This window comes from Beijerinckia indica subsp. indica ATCC 9039 (assembly GCF_000019845.1).
GTDB lineage: Bacteria > Pseudomonadota > Alphaproteobacteria > Rhizobiales > Beijerinckiaceae > Beijerinckia > Beijerinckia indica.
The window spans coordinates 2,895,224-2,914,039 of sequence record NC_010581.1 but is presented as its reverse complement, the minus strand read 5'-3'; the positions used below and the strand labels follow the sequence as shown (position 1 = coordinate 2,914,039).

Annotated in this window: 14 protein-coding genes; 4 read left to right on the top strand and 10 right to left on the bottom strand. The window is 56.3% G+C overall.

All coding sequences use genetic code 11. From position 1 onward, the window contains the following. Nucleotides 1–25: 25 nt before the first annotated feature. Together BIND_RS12895 and BIND_RS12890 are read right to left on the bottom strand one after the other, a co-directional pair. Nucleotides 26–967, bottom strand: coding sequence for an ABC transporter ATP-binding protein (locus BIND_RS12895; RefSeq protein ID WP_012385508.1), 942 nt, complete (start codon nucleotides 965–967; stop codon nucleotides 26–28). Then, nucleotides 945–1,946, bottom strand: a complete 1,002-nt coding sequence (locus BIND_RS12890; RefSeq protein WP_012385507.1) for an ABC transporter ATP-binding protein — start codon at nucleotides 1,944–1,946, stop codon at nucleotides 945–947. Before BIND_RS12890 ends, BIND_RS12895 begins: the two co-directional genes overlap by 23 nt. Nucleotides 1,947–2,482: 536 nt before the next feature. Here BIND_RS12890 and BIND_RS12885 point away from each other — a divergent pair. Next, a complete protein-coding gene (locus BIND_RS12885; RefSeq protein WP_012385506.1) occupies nucleotides 2,483–3,625 on the top strand; it encodes a rhodanese-like domain-containing protein in 1,143 nt (380 codons plus the stop codon). A gap of 134 nt (nucleotides 3,626–3,759) precedes the next feature. On the opposite strand, the gene BIND_RS12880 is transcribed toward BIND_RS12885, so the two are convergent. From BIND_RS12880 to BIND_RS12870, 3 genes are all read right to left on the bottom strand, one after another. Next, nucleotides 3,760–5,010 carry an acyl-CoA dehydrogenase family protein gene (locus tag BIND_RS12880; protein WP_012385505.1) on the bottom strand — a complete coding sequence of 417 codons (1,251 nt, stop codon included), beginning with the start codon at nucleotides 5,008–5,010 and terminating at the stop codon, nucleotides 3,760–3,762. 77 nt (nucleotides 5,011–5,087) lie between these two features. Further along, entirely contained in the window at nucleotides 5,088–6,122 is a 1,035-nt protein-coding gene (locus BIND_RS12875) for an ABC transporter permease (RefSeq protein WP_012385504.1), read from the bottom strand. Continuing rightward, nucleotides 6,122–7,108, bottom strand: coding sequence for an ABC transporter permease (locus tag BIND_RS12870; protein WP_012385503.1), 987 nt, complete (start codon nucleotides 7,106–7,108; stop codon nucleotides 6,122–6,124). The genes BIND_RS12875 and BIND_RS12870 overlap by 1 nt, the downstream gene beginning before the upstream one ends. 222 nt (nucleotides 7,109–7,330) lie before the next feature. Here BIND_RS12870 and BIND_RS12865 point away from each other — a divergent pair, with 222 nt between their 5' ends. Then, the gene (locus BIND_RS12865) at nucleotides 7,331–8,935 is read left to right on the top strand and encodes an ABC transporter substrate-binding protein (protein ID WP_012385502.1); all 1,605 of its coding nucleotides are present in this window, start codon (nucleotides 7,331–7,333) and stop codon (nucleotides 8,933–8,935) included. A 12-nt stretch (nucleotides 8,936–8,947) separates the two neighbouring features. Further along, nucleotides 8,948–10,543 carry an ABC transporter substrate-binding protein gene (locus tag BIND_RS12860; protein WP_012385501.1) on the top strand — a complete coding sequence of 532 codons (1,596 nt, stop codon included), beginning with the start codon at nucleotides 8,948–8,950 and terminating at the stop codon, nucleotides 10,541–10,543. A gap of 143 nt (nucleotides 10,544–10,686) precedes the next feature. On the opposite strand, the gene BIND_RS12855 is transcribed toward BIND_RS12860, so the two are convergent. The 5 genes from BIND_RS12855 to BIND_RS12835 all read right to left on the bottom strand — a co-directional run bounded on the left by BIND_RS12855 (nucleotide 10,687) and on the right by BIND_RS12835 (nucleotide 17,770). Then, nucleotides 10,687–11,904, bottom strand: coding sequence for an NADP-dependent isocitrate dehydrogenase (locus BIND_RS12855; RefSeq protein ID WP_012385500.1), 1,218 nt, complete (start codon nucleotides 11,902–11,904; stop codon nucleotides 10,687–10,689). A 198-nt stretch (nucleotides 11,905–12,102) separates the two neighbouring features. After that, the gene (locus tag BIND_RS12850) at nucleotides 12,103–13,644 is read right to left on the bottom strand and encodes a porin (RefSeq protein WP_012385499.1); all 1,542 of its coding nucleotides are present in this window, start codon (nucleotides 13,642–13,644) and stop codon (nucleotides 12,103–12,105) included. Between the two features lie 378 nt (nucleotides 13,645–14,022). Beyond that, complete coding sequence (locus BIND_RS12845; RefSeq protein WP_158304385.1) at nucleotides 14,023–15,255, bottom strand: lactonase family protein; 1,233 nt, start codon at nucleotides 15,253–15,255, stop codon at nucleotides 14,023–14,025. A gap of 71 nt (nucleotides 15,256–15,326) precedes the next feature. Further along, nucleotides 15,327–16,640 (bottom strand): MFS transporter, encoded by a 1,314-nt coding sequence (locus tag BIND_RS12840; protein ID WP_012385497.1) that lies wholly within the window; start codon nucleotides 16,638–16,640, stop codon nucleotides 15,327–15,329. Between the two features lie 80 nt (nucleotides 16,641–16,720). Continuing rightward, nucleotides 16,721–17,770, bottom strand: coding sequence for an Ldh family oxidoreductase (locus tag BIND_RS12835; protein ID WP_012385496.1), 1,050 nt, complete (start codon nucleotides 17,768–17,770; stop codon nucleotides 16,721–16,723). A gap of 150 nt (nucleotides 17,771–17,920) precedes the next feature. Between BIND_RS12835 and BIND_RS12830 the strand changes: the two genes are divergently transcribed. Beyond that, nucleotides 17,921–18,811 (top strand): LysR family transcriptional regulator, encoded by an 891-nt coding sequence (locus BIND_RS12830; protein ID WP_012385495.1) that lies wholly within the window; start codon nucleotides 17,921–17,923, stop codon nucleotides 18,809–18,811. The last annotated feature ends 5 nt before the right edge of the window (nucleotides 18,812–18,816 follow it).

Sequence of the window (18,816 nt, the reverse complement as noted above, 5' to 3'; positions counted from 1 at the left end):
CTATGTTTGCGGAAAGCGGCGCCCTTCACATGGTGTTGGCGTGGTGGCAAGCGACCTCATGCGTGGGGCTCAGAGCGCGCAGGGCGGGCTCGTCGGTCCGGCAGAGAGCGGTGACAGAGGGGCAGCGCGGATGAAAACGGCAACCTGGAGGAATATTGCGTGGACTTGGTAGGTCGCCGCTAATCGGCGCGGCATGGCGGCGGCGGTCCGGATCAGGCACGGCATCAATGAGCGCATGCGTATAAGGATGTTTCGGCTGCGCCCAGAATGTTTTGCTGTCGGCGCTTTCGACAATGCGCCCGAGATACATGACAAGCACGCGGTCCGTGAAATAACGCACAACCGAAAGATCATGCGAGATGAAAAGATAGGAGAGATTGAGCTCCGTCTTCATCGCGGACAGAAGATTCAGGATCTGCGCCTGGATCGAGCGATCGAGCGCCGAGACCGGCTCGTCGCAGACGACAAGTTCGGGATCGAGGATCAGGGCACGCGCGATGCCGATACGCTGGCGTTGGCCGCCGGAGAATTCATGCGGATAATGCGACAGCACATGACGCGGAAGGCCGACGCGGTCGAGAAAATCTTCGACCCGTTTTGCTCTGGCCGCGCGATCGCCATAGCCATGGACGACGAGTGGCGCGGCCAGTATGTCCTTGATGCTCTGACGTGGATTGAGCGAGCCGAACGGATCTTGAAAGATCATTTGCAGCCGCCGCCGGACCGGCCGCAGTGCCTTGTCGCCGAGATGCGTGATATCCTCATCCTTGAAAAGGATACGGCCCTTGGTCGGCGAAACCAGCCGGGTGATCGTCTTGCCAAGGGTCGATTTCCCGCAGCCGGATTCCCCGACTAGCCCAACCGTCTCACCTTGCCCGACAGACAGGGAAACACCATCGACCGCCCGTAGCAACCCGGCTTTGCCGCTATAATGCGTCCGCAGATCAGTGACCGAAAGAAGCGACACTATGCTCTCCCTCGGTGAGAATGACGGGGCAGGCGACGAGCCGATCCCCGGCTAGCGACAAAAGATCCGGAACGATGCCGCGACAGCGATTTTGCGCGATGGGACAACGCGGAGCGAAGGCACATCCCTTTTCGCCGAGCGCGGAAGCGATGCTGCCGGGAATTTCGATCAGCGGCCCCTTGGTATAATGGTCCTCGCCCCGCAGCCGCGGCGCCGCCATGAGGAGACCACGCGTATAAGGATGGAACGGATCAGCGAATAGCGCCCCCGGCCTTGCCTGTTCGACCTTGCGGCCGGCATACATCACAACAATATCGTCGGCCCATTGCGTGACAACACCGAGATCATGCGTGATCAATATTATCGCCATGGAAAATTCTCGCCGCAGCCGATCGAGGAGTTCGAGTACCTGCGCCTGGATTGTGACATCGAGCGCCGTGGTTGGCTCGTCGGCGATCAGGAGACGGGGGCGACAAGCGATGGCAATGGCAATCATCACGCGTTGACGCATGCCGCCGGAGAGACGATGCGGATAATCATCGAGGCGCAGATGAGGATCCGGTATGCGAACGAGATCGAGAAGATCGATTGCGCGGGCCCGTGCGGCCGCCGCCGAAAGGGACTCATGCCGGCGAAGACTCTCGATGATCTGTGCACCAATCGTCAGGACTGGATTGAGCGAAGTCATCGGCTCCTGGAAGATCATGGCAATGTCTTTGCCACGCAGATCACGCATAGAGCGTTCGGACAGTTTTAAGAGGTCCCGGCCCGAAAAATTGATCTGGCCGGATGTGATCCGCGCCGCTCGTGGCAAAAGCCTCAATAAGGCAAGCGCGCTCAAGGATTTGCCTGAGCCAGATTCGCCGACGATCGCCAAGGTTTTCCCTTCGAAGACATCGAAGCCGAGATCGCGGACGGGCTTGGCTTTGGGGAATTTAATCGTCAGATCACGCACACTCAGAAGGGGAGAAACAATCATCCGGAATTCTCGATAGGGCAGGGATCGCGCGGGCCCATTCGCACCCGTTCGACACCTCGCTATAATGTCATCAGGCCTCTATGAAGGGCTTCAGGGAAGGCAGTGCGGGCGGCAGTCGTGTATGAGAGCCGGATCTACTAAAATCAAAGTTGACAATTTTTATTGTCTTTGTCAAACAATGGGACAAACATGAGTTGAAACATAGGTCATTATAAAATTGGACAATATAAATGTACTCGATAACAGGCAGTTTTTAGAAAAGTTTCCGCCTGCCGTTGTCAGAGACCCTTTTCCTAAAGAGGAATCAATACATTCCACGACGCCAAGCTCTATGATGAGAATTTGTAGGACATACAATCAGCGTCCTTGACACCATCGACACATTCGCCGGAATTCCTCTTCCATTCGAGCCTGAAAAAAGACGCCTTCTTTATCACCAGCGCCACGGCTTTCCGTGTCTGCATGGATAGGCAATTCGATGCCAACAGGTCCCTTTTTGAATCATCGACCCGATCGAGCGTGAATGGAGCGCCTTCATGAGCATTCGAGAGATCAATCGCGCGGCCTTGCAGACATGGCTCAGCGAAGGAACAGCATCGAGACAGGAACTGGCTTTATTGGATGTGCGGCCAGAAGAGGCTTTTGGCAAGGGACATCCCTTCTTTGGTACTAATCTGCCGTTGAACCGGCTCGAACAGGATGTATCCCTTTTCGTGCCGCGTAAGGCGGTGCGCCTCGTTCTCGTGGACGCGGGTGATGGCGACAGCGAAAAAGCAGCCGCCATTCTCGACAAGCTTGGCTATAGCGACATCAATATTCTCAAAGGCGGTGTGCCGGCCTGGACAGAGGAGAGCCTCAACGGCCAGCCTACTTTCGACATTCCGGGCATCGTCTTTTCCGAAAGCGTGCGCGACGCACAAAAGACGCCGTCGATCTCGGCTACGGAACTGAACGCGCTCTACGCGTCCGGCGCCGACGTGGTTGTTCTCGATACACGTACCATCGAGGAATTTGCCGCTTTTCATGTTCCGCGTGCCCGCAGTCTGCCGGGTGCTGAGATTTTGCATCGTTTCCTTGATTATGTTCCGTCCCCTGACACATTGGTCGTGATTTCCTGCGCTGGTCTGCCCCGCGCTATCATCGGCGCGCAGACCCTGATCGATGCGGATGTGCCCAATCGCGTTGTTCTGCTGGAAGAGGGAACAACGGGATGGAAACAGGCGGGGTTTGAACTCGAATCCGGCCTCCAAGACCAATTTGGACCGGTGACCCCAAGGGCTGCGGCCTTTGGCGAAGAACGGGCGCGCGTGCTGACACAATTGACCGATGTCGAAGACATCAGCCCCGAGGAAGTCGCGGAATGGCTCGCCGACGATAGCCGGACCACTTATGTTTTGGATGTGCGTTTGCCTCAAGACTTCGCACGCGGGCATTGGACGGGTTCCGTTTCCGCGCAGGGCGGCCAATTATTGGCCGTTTCGCATCGCTCTGTCGCTGTCCGCGACGCTCGCCTTATCCTGATCGATGAACACGGAACACAAGCGGTGACGACAGCCTATTGGCTGCGGCGGCGCGGCTGGGAGGTTCGGATTTTTTCCGGCGCCTTGGCGGAGCTGCGGCAAAGCGGCGAAAACAGCCTCGACGCGCAAACGGTGCAGCCGCTTGAGACGATTTCCTGATTCCCCGCAAGCTGCCACCCCGCCGTCCGTGGGGCCAAGTCTTGATGTGTCTCACTCATCAAGACTTGGTATTCGTACCAGGAAGCATGGATTTCTAGTCTATCATTTTAACCGTATCTGTGCGAAGCCGTCTATCAGCTCGGCTTGGCGCCGCCCTGTTCGAAATAGGGATTTGGATAGACGCCGTTGACCGCGAAATGACCGATATTGCGTTGGTGATAAATCCGCGGATTATGCGATGAAATTGTGCGGGCATTGCGCCAATAGCGATCGAGGCCCAAGCCCCGTTTGACGGCGGAAGCACCGAGCGCGTCGAAGAGAATGGTTGTCGCGTCCAAAATCAGATTGGTGACGACGGTGACCGCCTGGCTGACTTCGAGATCCGCAAGGACCCCGCTTTTATCCTCTCCCGAGTCGAGAGCCTCTGGCGCGGCCTCATAGACACGTTGCAAGGCTTCCGCGGCTTTGAGGACGATTGCGCCCGCCGCGTAGGCTGCGCCACGAACCTGCCCCACCACTTGTAGAACCTGCGGATCTTCGCTGGAGCGCGAACCATTGCCATGGGCATAGACGCGGGTACGCTCCGCCACCAGCCTTGCGACATCCGAGGCTGCGGCACGACCAAGACCGGCAAGGCTTGCGAGATGAACGAGTTGAAAGAAGCCCTTCACATAACGGCACCGCAGGCCGATCGGACTGACGAGATCGGCATCGATCACGACATCGGAAAAGCGCGTGGTCCCGCTCGCCGACAAAGCCTGGCCGAAGCCGTCCCAATCATCGATGACATCGACGCCAGGAGCACGGGCAGGTACGAGGGCGCCGACCGTCACGTCATCTGCATTCTTGGCGCCGAGATTGATCCAATCAGCAAAGAGCGAGCCGGACGTATAATATTTTTCCCCGTTGACGATGAATTTTTCGCCGTCACTCACAAGGGTCGTCGAATAAGTGCCGATCGTCTTGCCTTCGCCCGGCTCGGAGAAGCCGCTACCGATCAATTCTCCCTGGCCAATCCGTTCGAGCCATATCCGCCGCCAGGCCTCATCCTTGGCGTTGAGGACATCCTCGGTGAACCCGAAATGCGACCGCAGGGCATTGGTGACATTCGTATCCGCCTCTGACAATTCGATGAGAAGGTTGAAAAACTCCGGCAATGTCGCGCCGGATCCGCCCCATTCGGCCGGCAGGCGAAGTGCTGTGAAGCCGGCCTCCCTCAGCCAATTGATTTCCTCGAACGGCAAATCGCGGGCGAGATCGCGCGCGACGGCTCTTTCACGAATACGCTGAAACAAGGGGCGGAAACGCACTGCGAGATCATCATAACGCAGGCTCGGCCCAGCGCCCCATCCAAGATCCGCCTGCGTTTGCGCCTTCGAACTCATATACACAGCTCCTCTTTCAGATCTCGCTTGGTCGAACCTCTTTGATCCCGACGGGTCGTGATCAAGGAGACTTGATATCAGTCCCGAGACAGGCGCGGATTGAGTGCTTCGTTCAGCCCATCGCCGATCAGATTGAGCGCCAGAACGGTTAGGACGATGGCAAGGCCCGGCACGGCGCAAAGATACCAGGCGGAACGCAATAGATCCCGTCCCGCGCCAATCATCGACCCCCAACTGACAACATTAGGATCACCCAGCCCCATGAAGGCGAGGCCGCTTTCCATCAAGATGGCGGTCGCCACCGTGACTGAGGTCATGACAATGACGGGTGGAAGCGCGTTAGGCAGGATTTCCTGCAGAATGATCCGCGTATGGCTGAAGCCGAGTCCCCGAGCGGCCATGACGAATTCCTTTTCGCGCAGGGACCGGAATTCCGTCCGGACCAGCCGCGTGATGGGCGGCCATGAAACGAGCGCGATGGCCAAAGTGATCGAAAAAATTGTCGGCTGGGCGATAGCCACCACGACGATAACGAGAAGAAAAGCTGGAATGGTCTGAAAGATTTCCGTGATCTTGCTCAGCACGGCATCGACGAAACCCCCGAAATATCCCGCCAATGCGCCGCTCACGATTCCTACCGACAAGCCGATCAGCGCCGCGCTGGAGCCGACCAAAAGGCTGATCCTTGCCCCATGCACCAGGCCGGAGAAAATATCGTGGCCCATGGAATCCGTGCCCAAGGGAAAGCGCGGATTCTGCCCCGGCCATGACAGTGGTCGTCCGACCATCGAAAGGGGGGATTCCGGAAACAAGACCGGCGCGAGGAGCGCCGCAAGGGTTACGACCGTCAGGATCAGAACACCCGCGACGGCGGTGGGATGGGTGAAAAACCTCCGCAATCGCGGCGCCCGCCACCGATCCGTCTGAGCCGGGCGGATGACATCGCGGGTGATCGCACGCGCGGCATCCGGCGCATGCACGTTCGGCCAAGGAGAGGTTTCCTCCGTGGGGGAAGATAGGGATTCTTTGGATGTCGCCGATGACAAAGCCTGTGTCTTTGCCTGACCGGTGGCGGCTTTAGGCACGGGTAGGATGAAATCGGAATGAGTCATTAGAGGGCCTCGATTCGGGGATCAAGCCAGGCTTGAAGCAGATCGACCAGCGCATTCACACTCACGACGAAGAAGGACGACAAAAGCAGGATGCCAAGCAGGACGGTGAAATCACGCCCCATGACTGCCTCATAAGCCAGCCGTCCGAGGCCTGGCCAGGAATAGATCGTTTCCACCACAACGGTCCCTCCGATCAGACTGCCGAGATAGACACCGGCCAGGGTCGTGACAGGCAGCAAGGCATTGCGCAATACATGGCGCACCACCACCGCATAAGGTGAAAGCCCCTTAGCTCGCGCGGTGCGCACATAATCCTGCCCCAAGACATCGAGCATCGCACCGCGCGTCAGACGGGCATAGATCGCGATGTAAAAGAACGCCAACGAAAGGGTAGGCAGCACCATATGCGCCAGACGATCCTTGAGAAGCGGCAGGCCCGTCAGGCCCGAGGCAATCGTTTCGCCGCCGCCGCTCGGCAGCCAGCCGAGCTTCACCGAGAACAGAACGATCAGCATCAAGCCGATCCAGAATCCCGGGATGGAATAGAACAGGAGCACGATGACAGACAGCAAACGATCCAGCCACGTGCCGGCGAAGACGGCCATGATCACGCCGGCGGCTATCCCTAGAGCCAGCGACAGGGCCATTGAGACAGCAATCAGGATCAAGGTGCTGGGCAGGCGCTGGCCGATCAGTTCGGCCACCGGCATATTGTAACGCGGGGACACGCCGAGGCTGAAATGCGAGAGATTGCCGAGATAGGCCAGCAATTGATCGAAGACTGGCAAGTCCAAACCGAAATGATTGCGTAACGCATCCATTGTTTCCTGCGTCGCCGATCCCGATTCCGCCGCCAACACATCGGCGGCGTCACCAGGAGCAAGACGCAGAAGGAAGAATGTCAGAATGACAATGCCGACCCCGGTCGGCACCGCGTGCAGCGCGGTCCGCCAAAGGACTTTGAGAACACGTGGAGAGCCTGACATTTCACTCCTTGAGTTCATATGCTGCGTGTTCATGGCTATGCATTCATGCGGAAAACACGCATTATTGAAAGTTCTGGCCTTGGAGACACGACGACGAGACACATCGAGTAGGATGATTTTAGCGGCGCATAAATATTGATAAAATCTATCGATATAGTCAATTTTAAATACGGCCATCGCCAAGGATTGAAGCCCGCTCGCATGGGCCGAGGATTGACGCCGATGCACACTTCCTTTTTCCGCCCCACCCGGCGTGAACTCCTGGCCTATTCCGGCGCTTTGGCGGGATGCGCTAGCATTGCATCTCCCCGGCGGCTTATGGCAGCGCCGAAGCGCGGCGGCAGTTTGTCTCTGCTCGTCTCTGTCGAGCCGCAGGCTTTGACCGGCATTGCCACGACGGCAAATCCGGTCCTTGCGGCCAAGGTCAATGAGGGATTGCTCACCTATGATTTTGATCTTTCGCCCCGGCCGCAGCTCGCTGTGGCGTGGACCGTCTCGGAGGATGGCCTTGCCTATACGTTCAGGCTACGCCCTGGCGTCAAATGGCATGATGGCAAGCCTTTCACTTCTGAGGATGTTGCCTTCTCTCTGACGACGCTCAAGGAAGTGCATCCGCGCGCCCGAGGCACCTTCCTCAATCTTGTCGAGGTGCGCACGCCCGACCCTTTGGTGGTGCAATTGCGCCTGGCGAAACCTGCCCCCTATCTTTTGACGGCATTCGCCGCCGAGGAAACGCCGATCTTTCCCAAGCATATCTATGAGCACGGACGGGTCGAAACCAATCCAGCCAACAATAGCCCGATCGGCACGGGGCCTTTTCGCTTCAAGGAATGGGTGCGCGGAAGCCATGTCATCTATGAACGCAATCCCGATTATTGGGATGAAGGCAAACCCTATATCGATAGACTGATCGTGCGCATCATTCCCGACAGCGCCGCGCGGGTGACAGCGCTCGAGACCGGCGAGGTTCATATTACCGCGAGCACCTCGGTCCCGATGAGCGATGCGGATCGTCTCAAAACCTCGCCCGAATTAGCCTTCGAGAGCAATGGCTATCAATATATGAACTCTATTTCGCGGATCGAGTTCAACCTCGACCGGCCCGCCTTCAAGGATGTCCGTGTCCGCCGCGCCTTCGCCCATGTCATCGACCGGACCGTCATCCGCGATGTCGCCAATTACGGCTATGGTACGCCGATTCCGGGCCCAATCAGCGTGACTTTGAGCAAATTCTTTTATCCTGAACTGCCTGTCTATGACACCGATACGAAAAAGGCGGAAGGCCTTCTCGATGCGGCGGGTTTCCCGCGCGGCGAAGGCGGCATCCGTTTACGCGTGACTCATGATTATTTGCCGGGCGGCGATTATTACAGACGTTCCGCCGATTATCTCAAACAGGCGCTGGCCAAGGTCGGCATCGCGGTCCAAATCCGATCGCAAGATTTCGCAGCCTATACGAAGCGCGTTTATACCGATCGTGATTTCGATTTTACGATCAATGGCATGAGCAATCTTTTCGATCCCACCGTCGGGGTGCAGCGGCTCTACTGGTCGAAGAATTTCAAGCCGGGCGTGCCCTTTTCCAATGGGTCGCATTATGTCAATCCGGTGGTCGATCGACTGCTGGAAGAAGCCGCCGTCGAAATCGACCCACGCAAGCGCTATGATCAGTTTGTCGCCTTCCAAAAACTCATAGCTGAAGATGTTCCTGATATCAGCATTCTCGGTGGCTCCGAATTTACCATCTACAATCGCAAGATTTCCGGCCATACAATAGGCGCAGAAGGCGTCTTCGGGAACTTCGCCGATATTCATTTCGTGGGTTGAGGCCGAGCCGCTATGATCATCGACCGACGTCTGTTCAATCAGATGCTGCTCCTTGCCGGAAGCAATCTGTCTTTCCCTCACCCTGCTTCCGCAGCAAATGATCAGCCTGTCCGCGGAGGCACGCTCAAGGTCGTTTACTATCCGGAGCCGAACCAGGTCGTCGGCATTAATACGAGCGCGGGTGGGCCCGCGACCATTGGCCCAAAAATTTTCGATGGCCTCCTCACCTATGATTACGCACTCAATCCACAACCGGCGCTCGCCACAGAATGGTCGATCGCTCCGGACGGGCGGGTCTTGACCTTTACACTCCGCAAAGGCGTGAAATTCAGCGATGGCCATGATCTGACCTCGGAGGATGTCGCGTTTTCGATCAGCCGCCTGCGTGAAGCGCATCCGCGCGGCCGCATCACTTTCCAGAATGTCACCGAGATCGAGACGGCCGATCCTCATATCGTCAAGATCACATTGTCGAAGCCTTCGGCGCCGTTGCTCCTGGCGTTGGCTGCTTCGGAATCCCCCATCGTGCCCAAGCATATTTTCGAACGCCTGAAGCCGAACGATGATCCAGCCTTCGATCAGATCATCGGCAGTGGCCCATTCCTACTCAAGGAATGGGTAAAAGGAAGCCATATCCTTCTCGCGCGTAATCCTGCCTATTGGGATGCGCCGAAGCCTTATCTCGATCGTATTATTTTCCGCTTCGTCTCAGATCCGGCCGCGCGCGCCGCCGTGCTCGAAGCCGGTGAAGGCGACATCGGGCCGAACGCCGTTGCTTTCAGCGATCTCGAACGTTTCGAGGCTCTGCCGCAATTTACCGTGGATACAACTGTATTCGCCTATGGCGGCCCGCTGCAACAACTCATTCTCAATCTCGACAATGATTATCTGAAGAATTTGAAAGTCCGCCAGGCCATTGCGCATGCAATCGATCTCGAACAACTCAATGCGATCGTCTTTTATGGCTATGGACAAGTCTCTCCGACGCCGATCAGTGTCGTAAACACCAAATATTTCGATCCCACGATCAAGGCGGCGACTTTCGACCCGAAGCTTGCGAACCAATTACTTGATGAAGCCGGATACAAGCGGGGGGCCGGCGGCTTCCGCTTCAAGCTGCGGCTCACCAATAACCCCTATAATCCCTCCGCCTATTCCGATTTCCTGAAACAGGCTCTGGCCAGGATCGGCATCGACGCGACCATCCAGAAATTCGATTTCGGATCTTATGTAAAGACGGTTTACACCGATGGCGCCTTCGATCTTTCGACCGAATCTTGCGGTAATTTCTTTGACCCCAGCGCTGGCGCCCAGCGTCTCTATTGGTCGAAGAACATCAAAAAGGGGCTGCCTTTTTCGAACGGCGCCCATTATGTCAATCCACAACTCGATCAGATTCTCGAAGATGCTGCCAGTACACTCGACGAGAGCCGACGACGGACGCTCTTCTTCGAATTTCAGGAAATCATCGCGAGGGACCTGCCGATTATCAATTTGATCGCGCCACCGACCATCATCATCGCTAGAAAAAGCGTGAAGAATTATGCAACCGGTGGCGATGGCTTCCTCGGCAATTTCGCCGAAACCTATATCGATACGAAAAGTTAATTCGTTCGTCTCTGGTATCTCAGTCTGCAGCAGTTCGAGGATCAACACATCCGGCAGGCGGGCAAACCACAGCTTGATCGGTGTCTACTCAAGGGAGCAAACACCAATCTGCTTCCGTAAGCAAAATTTGTGACGTACCCATATCACGCGGTGGCCATGGCCTTTTTCAGATTCTCATCGATCTTGTCGAGGAAACCGGTCGTGGAAAGCCAGCTCTGTTGGGAACCGACGAGCAAAGCCAGATCCTTGGTCATGAAGCCGCCCTCGACCGTGTCGACGCAGACCTTTTCGAGGGTCGAGGCAAATTTGGCGAGCTTTTCGTTGTCGTCGAGCTTGGCGCGATGGGCAAGACCACGCGTCCAGGCGAAGATCGAGGCGATCGAATTGGTCGAGGTCTCGTGGCCTTTCTGATGTTCGCGATAATGGCGGGTCACCGTGCCATGCGCCGCTTCCGCCTCGACGGTCTTGCCGTCCGGCGTCATCAGAACCGAGGTCATGAGGCCGAGCGAACCAAAGCCCTGCGCCACGGAATCGGACTGGACGTCGCCATCATAATTCTTACAGGCCCAGACATAGCCGCCGGACCATTTGAGCGAGGAGGCGACCATATCGTCGATGAGGCGATGCTCGTAGATGATCTTGGCTTCGGCGAATTTGTCCTTGAATTCCGTCTCGTAGACTTCCTGGAAGAGATCCTTGAAACGCCCGTCATAGGCCTTCAGAATCGTATTCTTGGTGGAGAGATAGACGGGATATTTGCGGTTGAGGCCGTAATTCAGCGAGGCGCGCGCGAAATCGCGGATTGAATCATCGAGATTATACATGGCCAGGGCCACGCCGGATCCCGGATAGTGGAAGATTTCCTTCTCGATGACCTGACCGTCGTCGCCCACGAATTTAATGGTCAGCGTGCCCTTGCCGGGCACCTTGAAATCGGTGGCCTTATATTGGTCGCCAAAGGCGTGACGGCCGACGATGATGGGCTGTGTCCAACCCGGCACAAGACGCGGCACGTTTTTGCAGATGATCGGCTCCCGGAAGATCACGCCGCCGAGAATATTGCGGATCGTGCCGTTGGGGGACTTCCACATTTCGTGGAGATTGAATTCCTTAACGCGAGCCTCGTCAGGGGTGATCGTGGCGCATTTCACACCGACACCATGTTTTTTAATGGCATTGGCGGAATCGACCGTGACCTGATCCTTGGTCTTGTCACGATTTTCGACGGAAAGATCGTAATATTCCAGATTGATGTCGAGATAGAGGTGGATCAGCTTATCACGAATATAATGCCAGATGATCCGTGTCATCTCATCGCCATCGAGTTCAACGACAGGATTGGCGACCTTGATCTTTTCCATGGAATACCCTTTGCGGATAGGCGGTTGCGGCAATGACACGTTTTACGGTTGCACGGTCTCATGGCCTGGGACGAGCATACGCAAAGACGACGTTTCGGATGGGGAGCTCAAGGGATAGTGCAGATAGCAGGAAGCCATTTGCAGGGTCAGCTAAGTTTTGGGAAGACGCCCCTTGAGGACCATTGGCTATAAAGAGCTTTAGAATGCTCTTTGTATGCGGATGCGGCCTTCATAAGTTGTGGCGTTAGATTTAAATACCGGCAACCCGTTAGCGGTTAAGACATTGTTTGATGCGAGACCAATAGGCCGTGCCTGGTTAAGATTGATATACATCAATTCAGCTCCAATATCAAAGCCACGCAAGGGCGTCCATATAAGATTTGCGCCGATACGTGTCTCCTTCGTATTAGAGACACCGATGGCATCGCCGAGGCCAGCGAGTGCATTAGCGCTGTATTGCACTTCAGCATAGGAGGCATATAGAGCAGAACTCAAGGATGGAAGCCAATAGTGTTTGTAGGCGCCAACAAAAGCCCATCCCCATTGCAGTTCACAGAAGCCAGTGCCAGTAAAGACGCAATCGGAATTGATCTGCGGATTCCAGTAAGCAGCATTGTCCATGGCGGAGAAGCCTGAACCCATATAACGACTCTGACTTACGGCTCCCGTGGAGAATCCGATATTGTTGCCGGCAATGTAGCTGATTGCGCCATTTTCGTAGGCACCCTGCAACCACAATTTGTCCCCTTTTGCAAGGGAGTCCATATTCACAACAAGTCCACTTTGAACGGCAAAGCCATATTCATTGGCAGTATTTTTTGGAAAAGCATAACTCGACGGTGGAACCGACAATGCCGAGGATTGAAATAAACTAGCCCGAATCTGATGACCTGCCGCGGAAAATTGAAAGGCACCCCAATCTTGATCGAAGCGGATACTCCCAACAATATCAGGGATGCGAACGCCACCTGGTTGAGCCTGATAGCCAGCAATTGTACTACCGATTGCTGCACGCCTCGAAGGCTGATCTTCGAGCGAAATGGAAGAGGACCAACCGCCTCCTAAGGAAGTCGTATAGGCGAGAAGAGAGACAGTGGCATTGGAACCACGCAGATTAGCGAAATTATATGCATCCGCATAAAAATCGAAAAAGGACTGTGCCCGTCCTGCTGTTAAACCAGCGAACTGGACGAAGGCTTTGTTGACGATGGTCGTCTCTCGCGGCGCCGTCGTGCCTGCTGTTCCGTTCCAGGTATTGGCTGCTTGTCCAAGGCTCCCCGCAGCAGCTCCTTGGCCAGAACCATAATAGGCATCAATGCGCATGAAGGTTCTTGCTACGCCCCACTCGGTCCGTGTGCGAGCGTCAAGTTCGACACGGCCCAGGATTGCGAAGGCGTATGCGTCACGCGAGCGCGCGTTGGAATATTGTCCTGGCGTCGGCACATAACCACCAGCCGGGCGCATGACACCGTTTCCGTAAAATTGAGTGCCATTGATGCTGTAAGCAGCATCAAAGCTGCGCATCTCAGCCAAAGCAAGGCCACCGACTTTGAGGCATGTTTCCGTGCCGGGGAGATAGAGAAATCCAGATCCATAAGCATCACAAATTTGCACGTATTTGGTAGGTGCTGATCTGTACCATGGCAAATCACTAGCATTCGTCGAGTCAAATGAGATGAGGTTGAAGGCAATACCGGCGAATATACCGGCTATTGGCGGACTATGGCCGAGTATATGCAATTTATCCTCCCTGTTTCTTGTATATTATTGAGTTTTTGCAAAATATCGTGTTGATGATGCGTTGAAGAAAAAGCTGGATTTTTGTGCCTCTTGATAGGAGGCCCGCCATGATCCTCAATGCGATTGCCGAAAAGCTGAAACGCTCATCCCAGTAGTGAACTCAAAGGACGCTATTTCGAAGCCATGCTGTGGCTGCGCGAAGGCTTTACTTCATCGGACGGTGGACTGCTTGTGAGCAGTACTATCTGCTGGCAGACTGTTTGGGCTTTCAATAGAAAGCAATGTATGAAGGCCAAGCCCGTAGATGTGCGATCCGTGTGGACATACAAGTAGCCCACACGATCTCAACTCAGAAGATATCTGGCAGCCTTTCGGGGGCTATACCATGCCCATCCAGAACATGCTCCGCTCGCCTACATCGATATCGTATTTACGGACGAACTCCAGCCTGCCGTCATGTTTGATCGAGAATACAGATAGTCCAGCAGGAACAACTTTTAACTTGTCGCCATCATGCACGGTGACGGGTAAGTTATGCTCGGCCACCAGCATCTGGCCGCTGGGGTCAATGTGGAAAGTTCTTGGATGGATCCCGTGGGTGTCGATATGCTGTATCGGCCTCGGCTCGCTCGTGTCCTGGTTGATCTCATAGACCACGATGCTGTTCTCACCACCCTTGAATATTTGGACGCCTCCGATGTCTTCGGTCTGCTCTGCCCGGTTTGCGACATAGAGAAACCTTCCCTTGGGGTGGACATGGATCGGCCCTGCGGCTTGCCGCGCTCTTCCTATGCCGGAGCTGGCTAGGGTCCCGACTCGGAACAACAGGTCTGGATCAACCTTGTTGTCGTTCATACGAAGAAGTCCGACTTGGTTCTGTGTTTCAATTGAAAGAAAGATCCATGGTCGAGTCGGATGGAAGTCCAGGTGGCGCGGTCCGAAGTTGCTCCCGCCATCTGGGGCGATCGAGACTTCGTTGCTAAGGACACCACGACGATAGTCGAAGACCTTGATGGCCCCAGGGTCCTCGGCGTGAGTGGGGGTGCCTTCGTTGCCGCGCGTGACCAGGATTGCGAGACAGTTGTCCGGTGTCACCCGTGCCTGATGCGCGTAAATGCCCGCGTCCAACGGTTCCACCTGGGGCACTTCCTCTCCTGGCGTGCCGTCTTCGTTGATCCGGTATACGCGCAGGGCACTTGGCTTGTTAAAGGTAACCAGGATATTCTCCGAAGGAATATCGGTGGATAGGTGGATAGGGCGCGTGGGAAGCCCAACGGGTGCCCCGTGCAGCGACAATGCACCGCTCTGTTCGTCGATTTTGAGTGCAACGAGATGATGCGAATTTCCGGGCAGAGCACGATTGCCTGGAGCGGTGCTGCTTGTGGCTACATACAGAAACCGACGCGAGCGGTGCGGCCAAGCGTATTGCACGCTATCTGGCAAGGTGATCGTATCGCGCCTCGTGAGTGTTAATGCCTCCACATTGACCTCGTAGTGGGTGAGGTCCGGGCCTACGTTCGCGTAGAGTGCCAGCCTGCCGGATTGTATGCTGGCGGTACCCTGCGTGGTCAATGAGGTGGAAAGAGCGAAGCTCCCGGCGACAGCGGTCAAGAAAGCTCTCCGATTGATCATATTGGTGTTCCGTGATCCCAGCTGATGTCTTAGCAAGGTGGCCATCATCCTCACTCGTCGTGTATGACGAGCTTGAGCAGGAGAGCGAACACCGTTGACACCGCAAGAAATCCTGCCATCGCGAGCAGTCCGGCTTCGAAGGTTCCTGTCGTATCCTTGAGCCAGCCCACGATCGTCGGCCCAAAGAAGCCGCCGGTCGTGCCAATCGTGTTGATGAAGGCGATGCCGCCCGCTGCTGCAATACCTGTCAAAAAGCGCGTCGGAATTGACCAGAAGATCGCCCGAGCCCCAGTGACGCCTACAAGAGCCGCGGTCAGCCCGAGCAGCGACAGATCGAAACGCCTGGTTGCGATGGCGAGTACAAATCCCACGACAGCCAGGAAACAACACGTCGAGAGATTAATGATCTTTCTACCCGAACGATCGGCGAAGCCTGCCCAAATGATCATGCCCACGCTGGCAGCGAGATAGGGCAGCGCCGAAATCCATCCAATTTGAAGATTGGAAAGGTTCTGTTGCTTGAGGATCTGTGGCAACCAGATTTGGACGCCATAGGAGCCAACGGTGAAGCCAAGATAGACAATGGTGCACATCCATACACGGATGTCGCGTAGGGCCAAGCCAAGCCGGTTGACGACGCGATCGCGCTTCTCGCTCTCGACACTTGCCACAATCACCCGCTTTTCGTCCGGTGTCAGCCATGCGGCATCCTGTGGGCGGTCGGCCAGCTGCTTCAACAAGACCAGACCGATAATGACCGCAGGGATGCCCTCAATGATGAAGAGCCACTGCCACCCGGCCAAACCGAGGTGACCGTCCAGCTCCAGCAGCAGTCCTCCGAGCGGGCCTCCGATCACCGAGGAAACGGGGATTGCCACAAGGAACCAGGAGAGGATCCGGGCACGATATTGGGCCGGAAACCAGGCAGACAGGAAGTAAGCGACTCCGGGGAAGAAGCCTGCTTCCGCCACGCCCAATGCGAACCGCATCAGGTAAAAGCTCGTGGGGCCAGACACGAGGCTCATGGCGCAGGAAAGCAAGCCCCAGGAGATCAAGATCCGTGAAATCCAGAGCCTGGCTCCAAACCTGTAAAGCAGTATATTGCTGGGTACCTCGAAGCCGCAGTAGCCGATGAATAGGATGCCGGCCCCCCACCCGAACTGCGACGCCGATAAACCAATGTCGCGGTTCATCTGCAGCGCAGCGAATCCGATGTTGGTGCGATCGAGGAAATTGAAGACGTAGCCCAGCGTCAGTATTGGCAGCATTCTCCAGATCACTTTGCGGAATGCGGCCTTTTTCAGCGCGTCGTCATCGACGGCCAAGCTGGCAAAACTAGATTGCTCGATTGCCATATTGCTCATGGATTCCTCCCCATTTTCTCACCTCTTATTTCTGAGGCATTTTCGACCATGACACCGGCCCGTGCAGTGACGCACAGGGGTCAAGCCGGTTGGATATGTGCCGCGAAGTCTTGGAGCTTGGCCAGAAGCGATAGGTCGAGTCCGATACCCTCATGCCGAGCGCGCGCCAGATTTCGGTTCTCGATCTCGCCCGGCACCAGTACGGGTGAATTCGGATTGGCCGGCGGCGTGGAATGCAGGATCTGCGCAAAATCGTTCATTCTCGTCGACAGCCAGTCGGTAGAACCGAGGCGCTTCGTGTCGATCAGCAGGAAATAATGGCCAAGATTCTGAGGCTCTTCGGGGGATTCGACCCAAGATTTGACATGGGTCAGATAGGCTGCGCCCGAAAGCAGCCCGGCGAGCAGATCGACGACCAATGCCAGCCCGTATCCCTTGTGGCCGCCGATGGGCAGAAGAAAGCCGTTCAACGCCTCGTTTGGATCGGTTGTGGGCCTGCCAGCCCGATCCGTTGCCCAAGTGTCGGGAATTGGCTGTCCCGCCTTGGCGGCATTGCGGATCTTGGCCCTCGCTGCAACGCTAATCGCCATGTCCAGGATGATTGGGTCGCCGCCTGGGTTGGGAAAACCGAAGCCGCAGGGGCTGTTGCCAAGACGCGCCTCGCTCCCACCCCATGGCGCGATGGTCGTGGTCGCGTTACTGCCAATCAGGCTTGCAAAGCCGGCTTCGGCGGCAATGTAGCTGTAAGGGGAGACGGGTCCGAAATGATTACTACCGCGAGCAAGTGCGAGTGCGACGCCGGTTGTGGCGGCGGCCTCCATTGCTGCTTCAAGGGCGCGCATTCCGACCAATGGGCCCACGCCGTTGTCTCCGTCGACCCTGATCAGAGCCGGGGCAACCGGCTCCAGCGCAATGGACGGTCGCGGATTGATGCCCTTGATCTGCAGCCGTTCCCCATAGGATTCGATCCGGCCAACTCCATGCGTGCTCAAGCCAAACATCTCTGCCAGCGTCAAAACGCGGGCCGCGTCGGCGGCATCCTTGCGGGTTAGCCCCAGGCCTATAAGCGCTGCCGTCGCCAATTCCGCAAGTTCGGCTTCCGACAACACGCGCTTTGATTGTTCGTCCATCGAGACGTCCTCCACTCTCCCGGAAAGGCTTGTGCCTTTCGCATCCTGCTTCCGGACCGGCCGGAACACTTCTTGACGATGATTTTGGAGCAGTGGAGAGCGCAAAAAAACTGTGTAATATATGAATTTAAATCACAGGAATCCTGAGTAATGGATACGCGTTTTCTGGAGTGTTTCGTTGCCGTTGCCGAGTCTGGTTCCGTCGCGGAAGCCGCGCGGCGGCTTAATATCGCCCCGACCACACTCGCATTGCGAATTCGCGCTCTAGAGGACGAACTCGGCTTCGCTCTCGTGACTCGTTCGGGGCGCACCGCCAGGCCGACACCGGCGGGCGAGGCGCTTGCCCTCCGGGCGACAGGGATTTTGCACGACCTACGAGACCTCAAAACATTGCAGGATGAGGAAAAGCCTCGGGGACAGCTCCGACTTGGTGTCGCGCAAACGGCAATAACCACTGTATTGTGCGACGTCCTTCCTGCCCTTGCGCAGAAATACCCGGACCTTGAAATTATCGTCCAGAAGGGCTCGTCCGCCCAGGTATATGGTAAACTGAACAATGCAGAGGTGGAGGCGGCCTTTCTGTTCCATCCGCCATTCAGGCTGCCGAAGAGTCTCGTATGGAGGTCGCTACGAGCTGAGCGCTACGTCGTTATTGCATCCGCTGCCGAAGCCTGTGACGATCCACTCCAGCTTCTGCGAGACCGGCCCCTCGTACGTTACGATCGCTCTTTGTGGTCGGGCCAAATCGCTGAAAACTACCTGAGACAACAGCGTATCCGGCCGAAAGACCGCATCGAACTCGACGCGCTTGATGCTATCGCCGTACTTGTCAATCACGGCATCGGCGTTTCGCTGGTGCCGGACCGCGCGCTGCCGTGGCCCGAGGGGTTGACGATCACGAAACATCCTCTTCCCGAGCCGGCGCCACAGCGTGAGCTAGGCTTGCTTTGGCCAATCACCTCGGCTCATGCGCGGCTCATCCGGATCGTGGAACAGGAAACCGTTCGCGCAATCGGTGGTGCGCCAGGGGCTGTTTGTTGATTTCT

Bases quoted from the DNA above. Each gene is read 5' to 3' on its own strand.
- BIND_RS12840 (WP_012385497.1), bottom strand. From the start codon at position 16,640: ATGAGCAATATGGCAATCGAGCAATCTAGTTTTGCCAGCTTGGCCGTC.
- BIND_RS12855 (WP_012385500.1), bottom strand. From the start codon at position 11,904: ATGGAAAAGATCAAGGTCGCCAATCCTGTCGTTGAACTCGATGGCGAT.
- BIND_RS12875 (WP_012385504.1), bottom strand. From the start codon at position 6,122: ATGACTCATTCCGATTTCATCCTACCCGTGCCTAAAGCCGCCACCGGT.
- BIND_RS12880 (WP_012385505.1), bottom strand. From the start codon at position 5,010: ATGAGTTCGAAGGCGCAAACGCAGGCGGATCTTGGATGGGGCGCTGGG.
- BIND_RS12835 (WP_012385496.1), bottom strand. From the start codon at position 17,770: ATGGACGAACAATCAAAGCGCGTGTTGTCGGAAGCCGAACTTGCGGAA.
- BIND_RS12860 (WP_012385501.1), top strand. From the start codon at position 8,948: ATGATCATCGACCGACGTCTGTTCAATCAGATGCTGCTCCTTGCCGGA.
- BIND_RS12830 (WP_012385495.1), top strand. From the start codon at position 17,921: ATGGATACGCGTTTTCTGGAGTGTTTCGTTGCCGTTGCCGAGTCTGGT.
- BIND_RS12890 (WP_012385507.1), bottom strand. From the start codon at position 1,946: ATGATTGTTTCTCCCCTTCTGAGTGTGCGTGATCTGACGATTAAATTC.
- BIND_RS12870 (WP_012385503.1), bottom strand. From the start codon at position 7,108: ATGTCAGGCTCTCCACGTGTTCTCAAAGTCCTTTGGCGGACCGCGCTG.
- BIND_RS12885 (WP_012385506.1), top strand. From the start codon at position 2,483: ATGAGCATTCGAGAGATCAATCGCGCGGCCTTGCAGACATGGCTCAGC.
- BIND_RS12865 (WP_012385502.1), top strand. From the start codon at position 7,331: ATGCACACTTCCTTTTTCCGCCCCACCCGGCGTGAACTCCTGGCCTAT.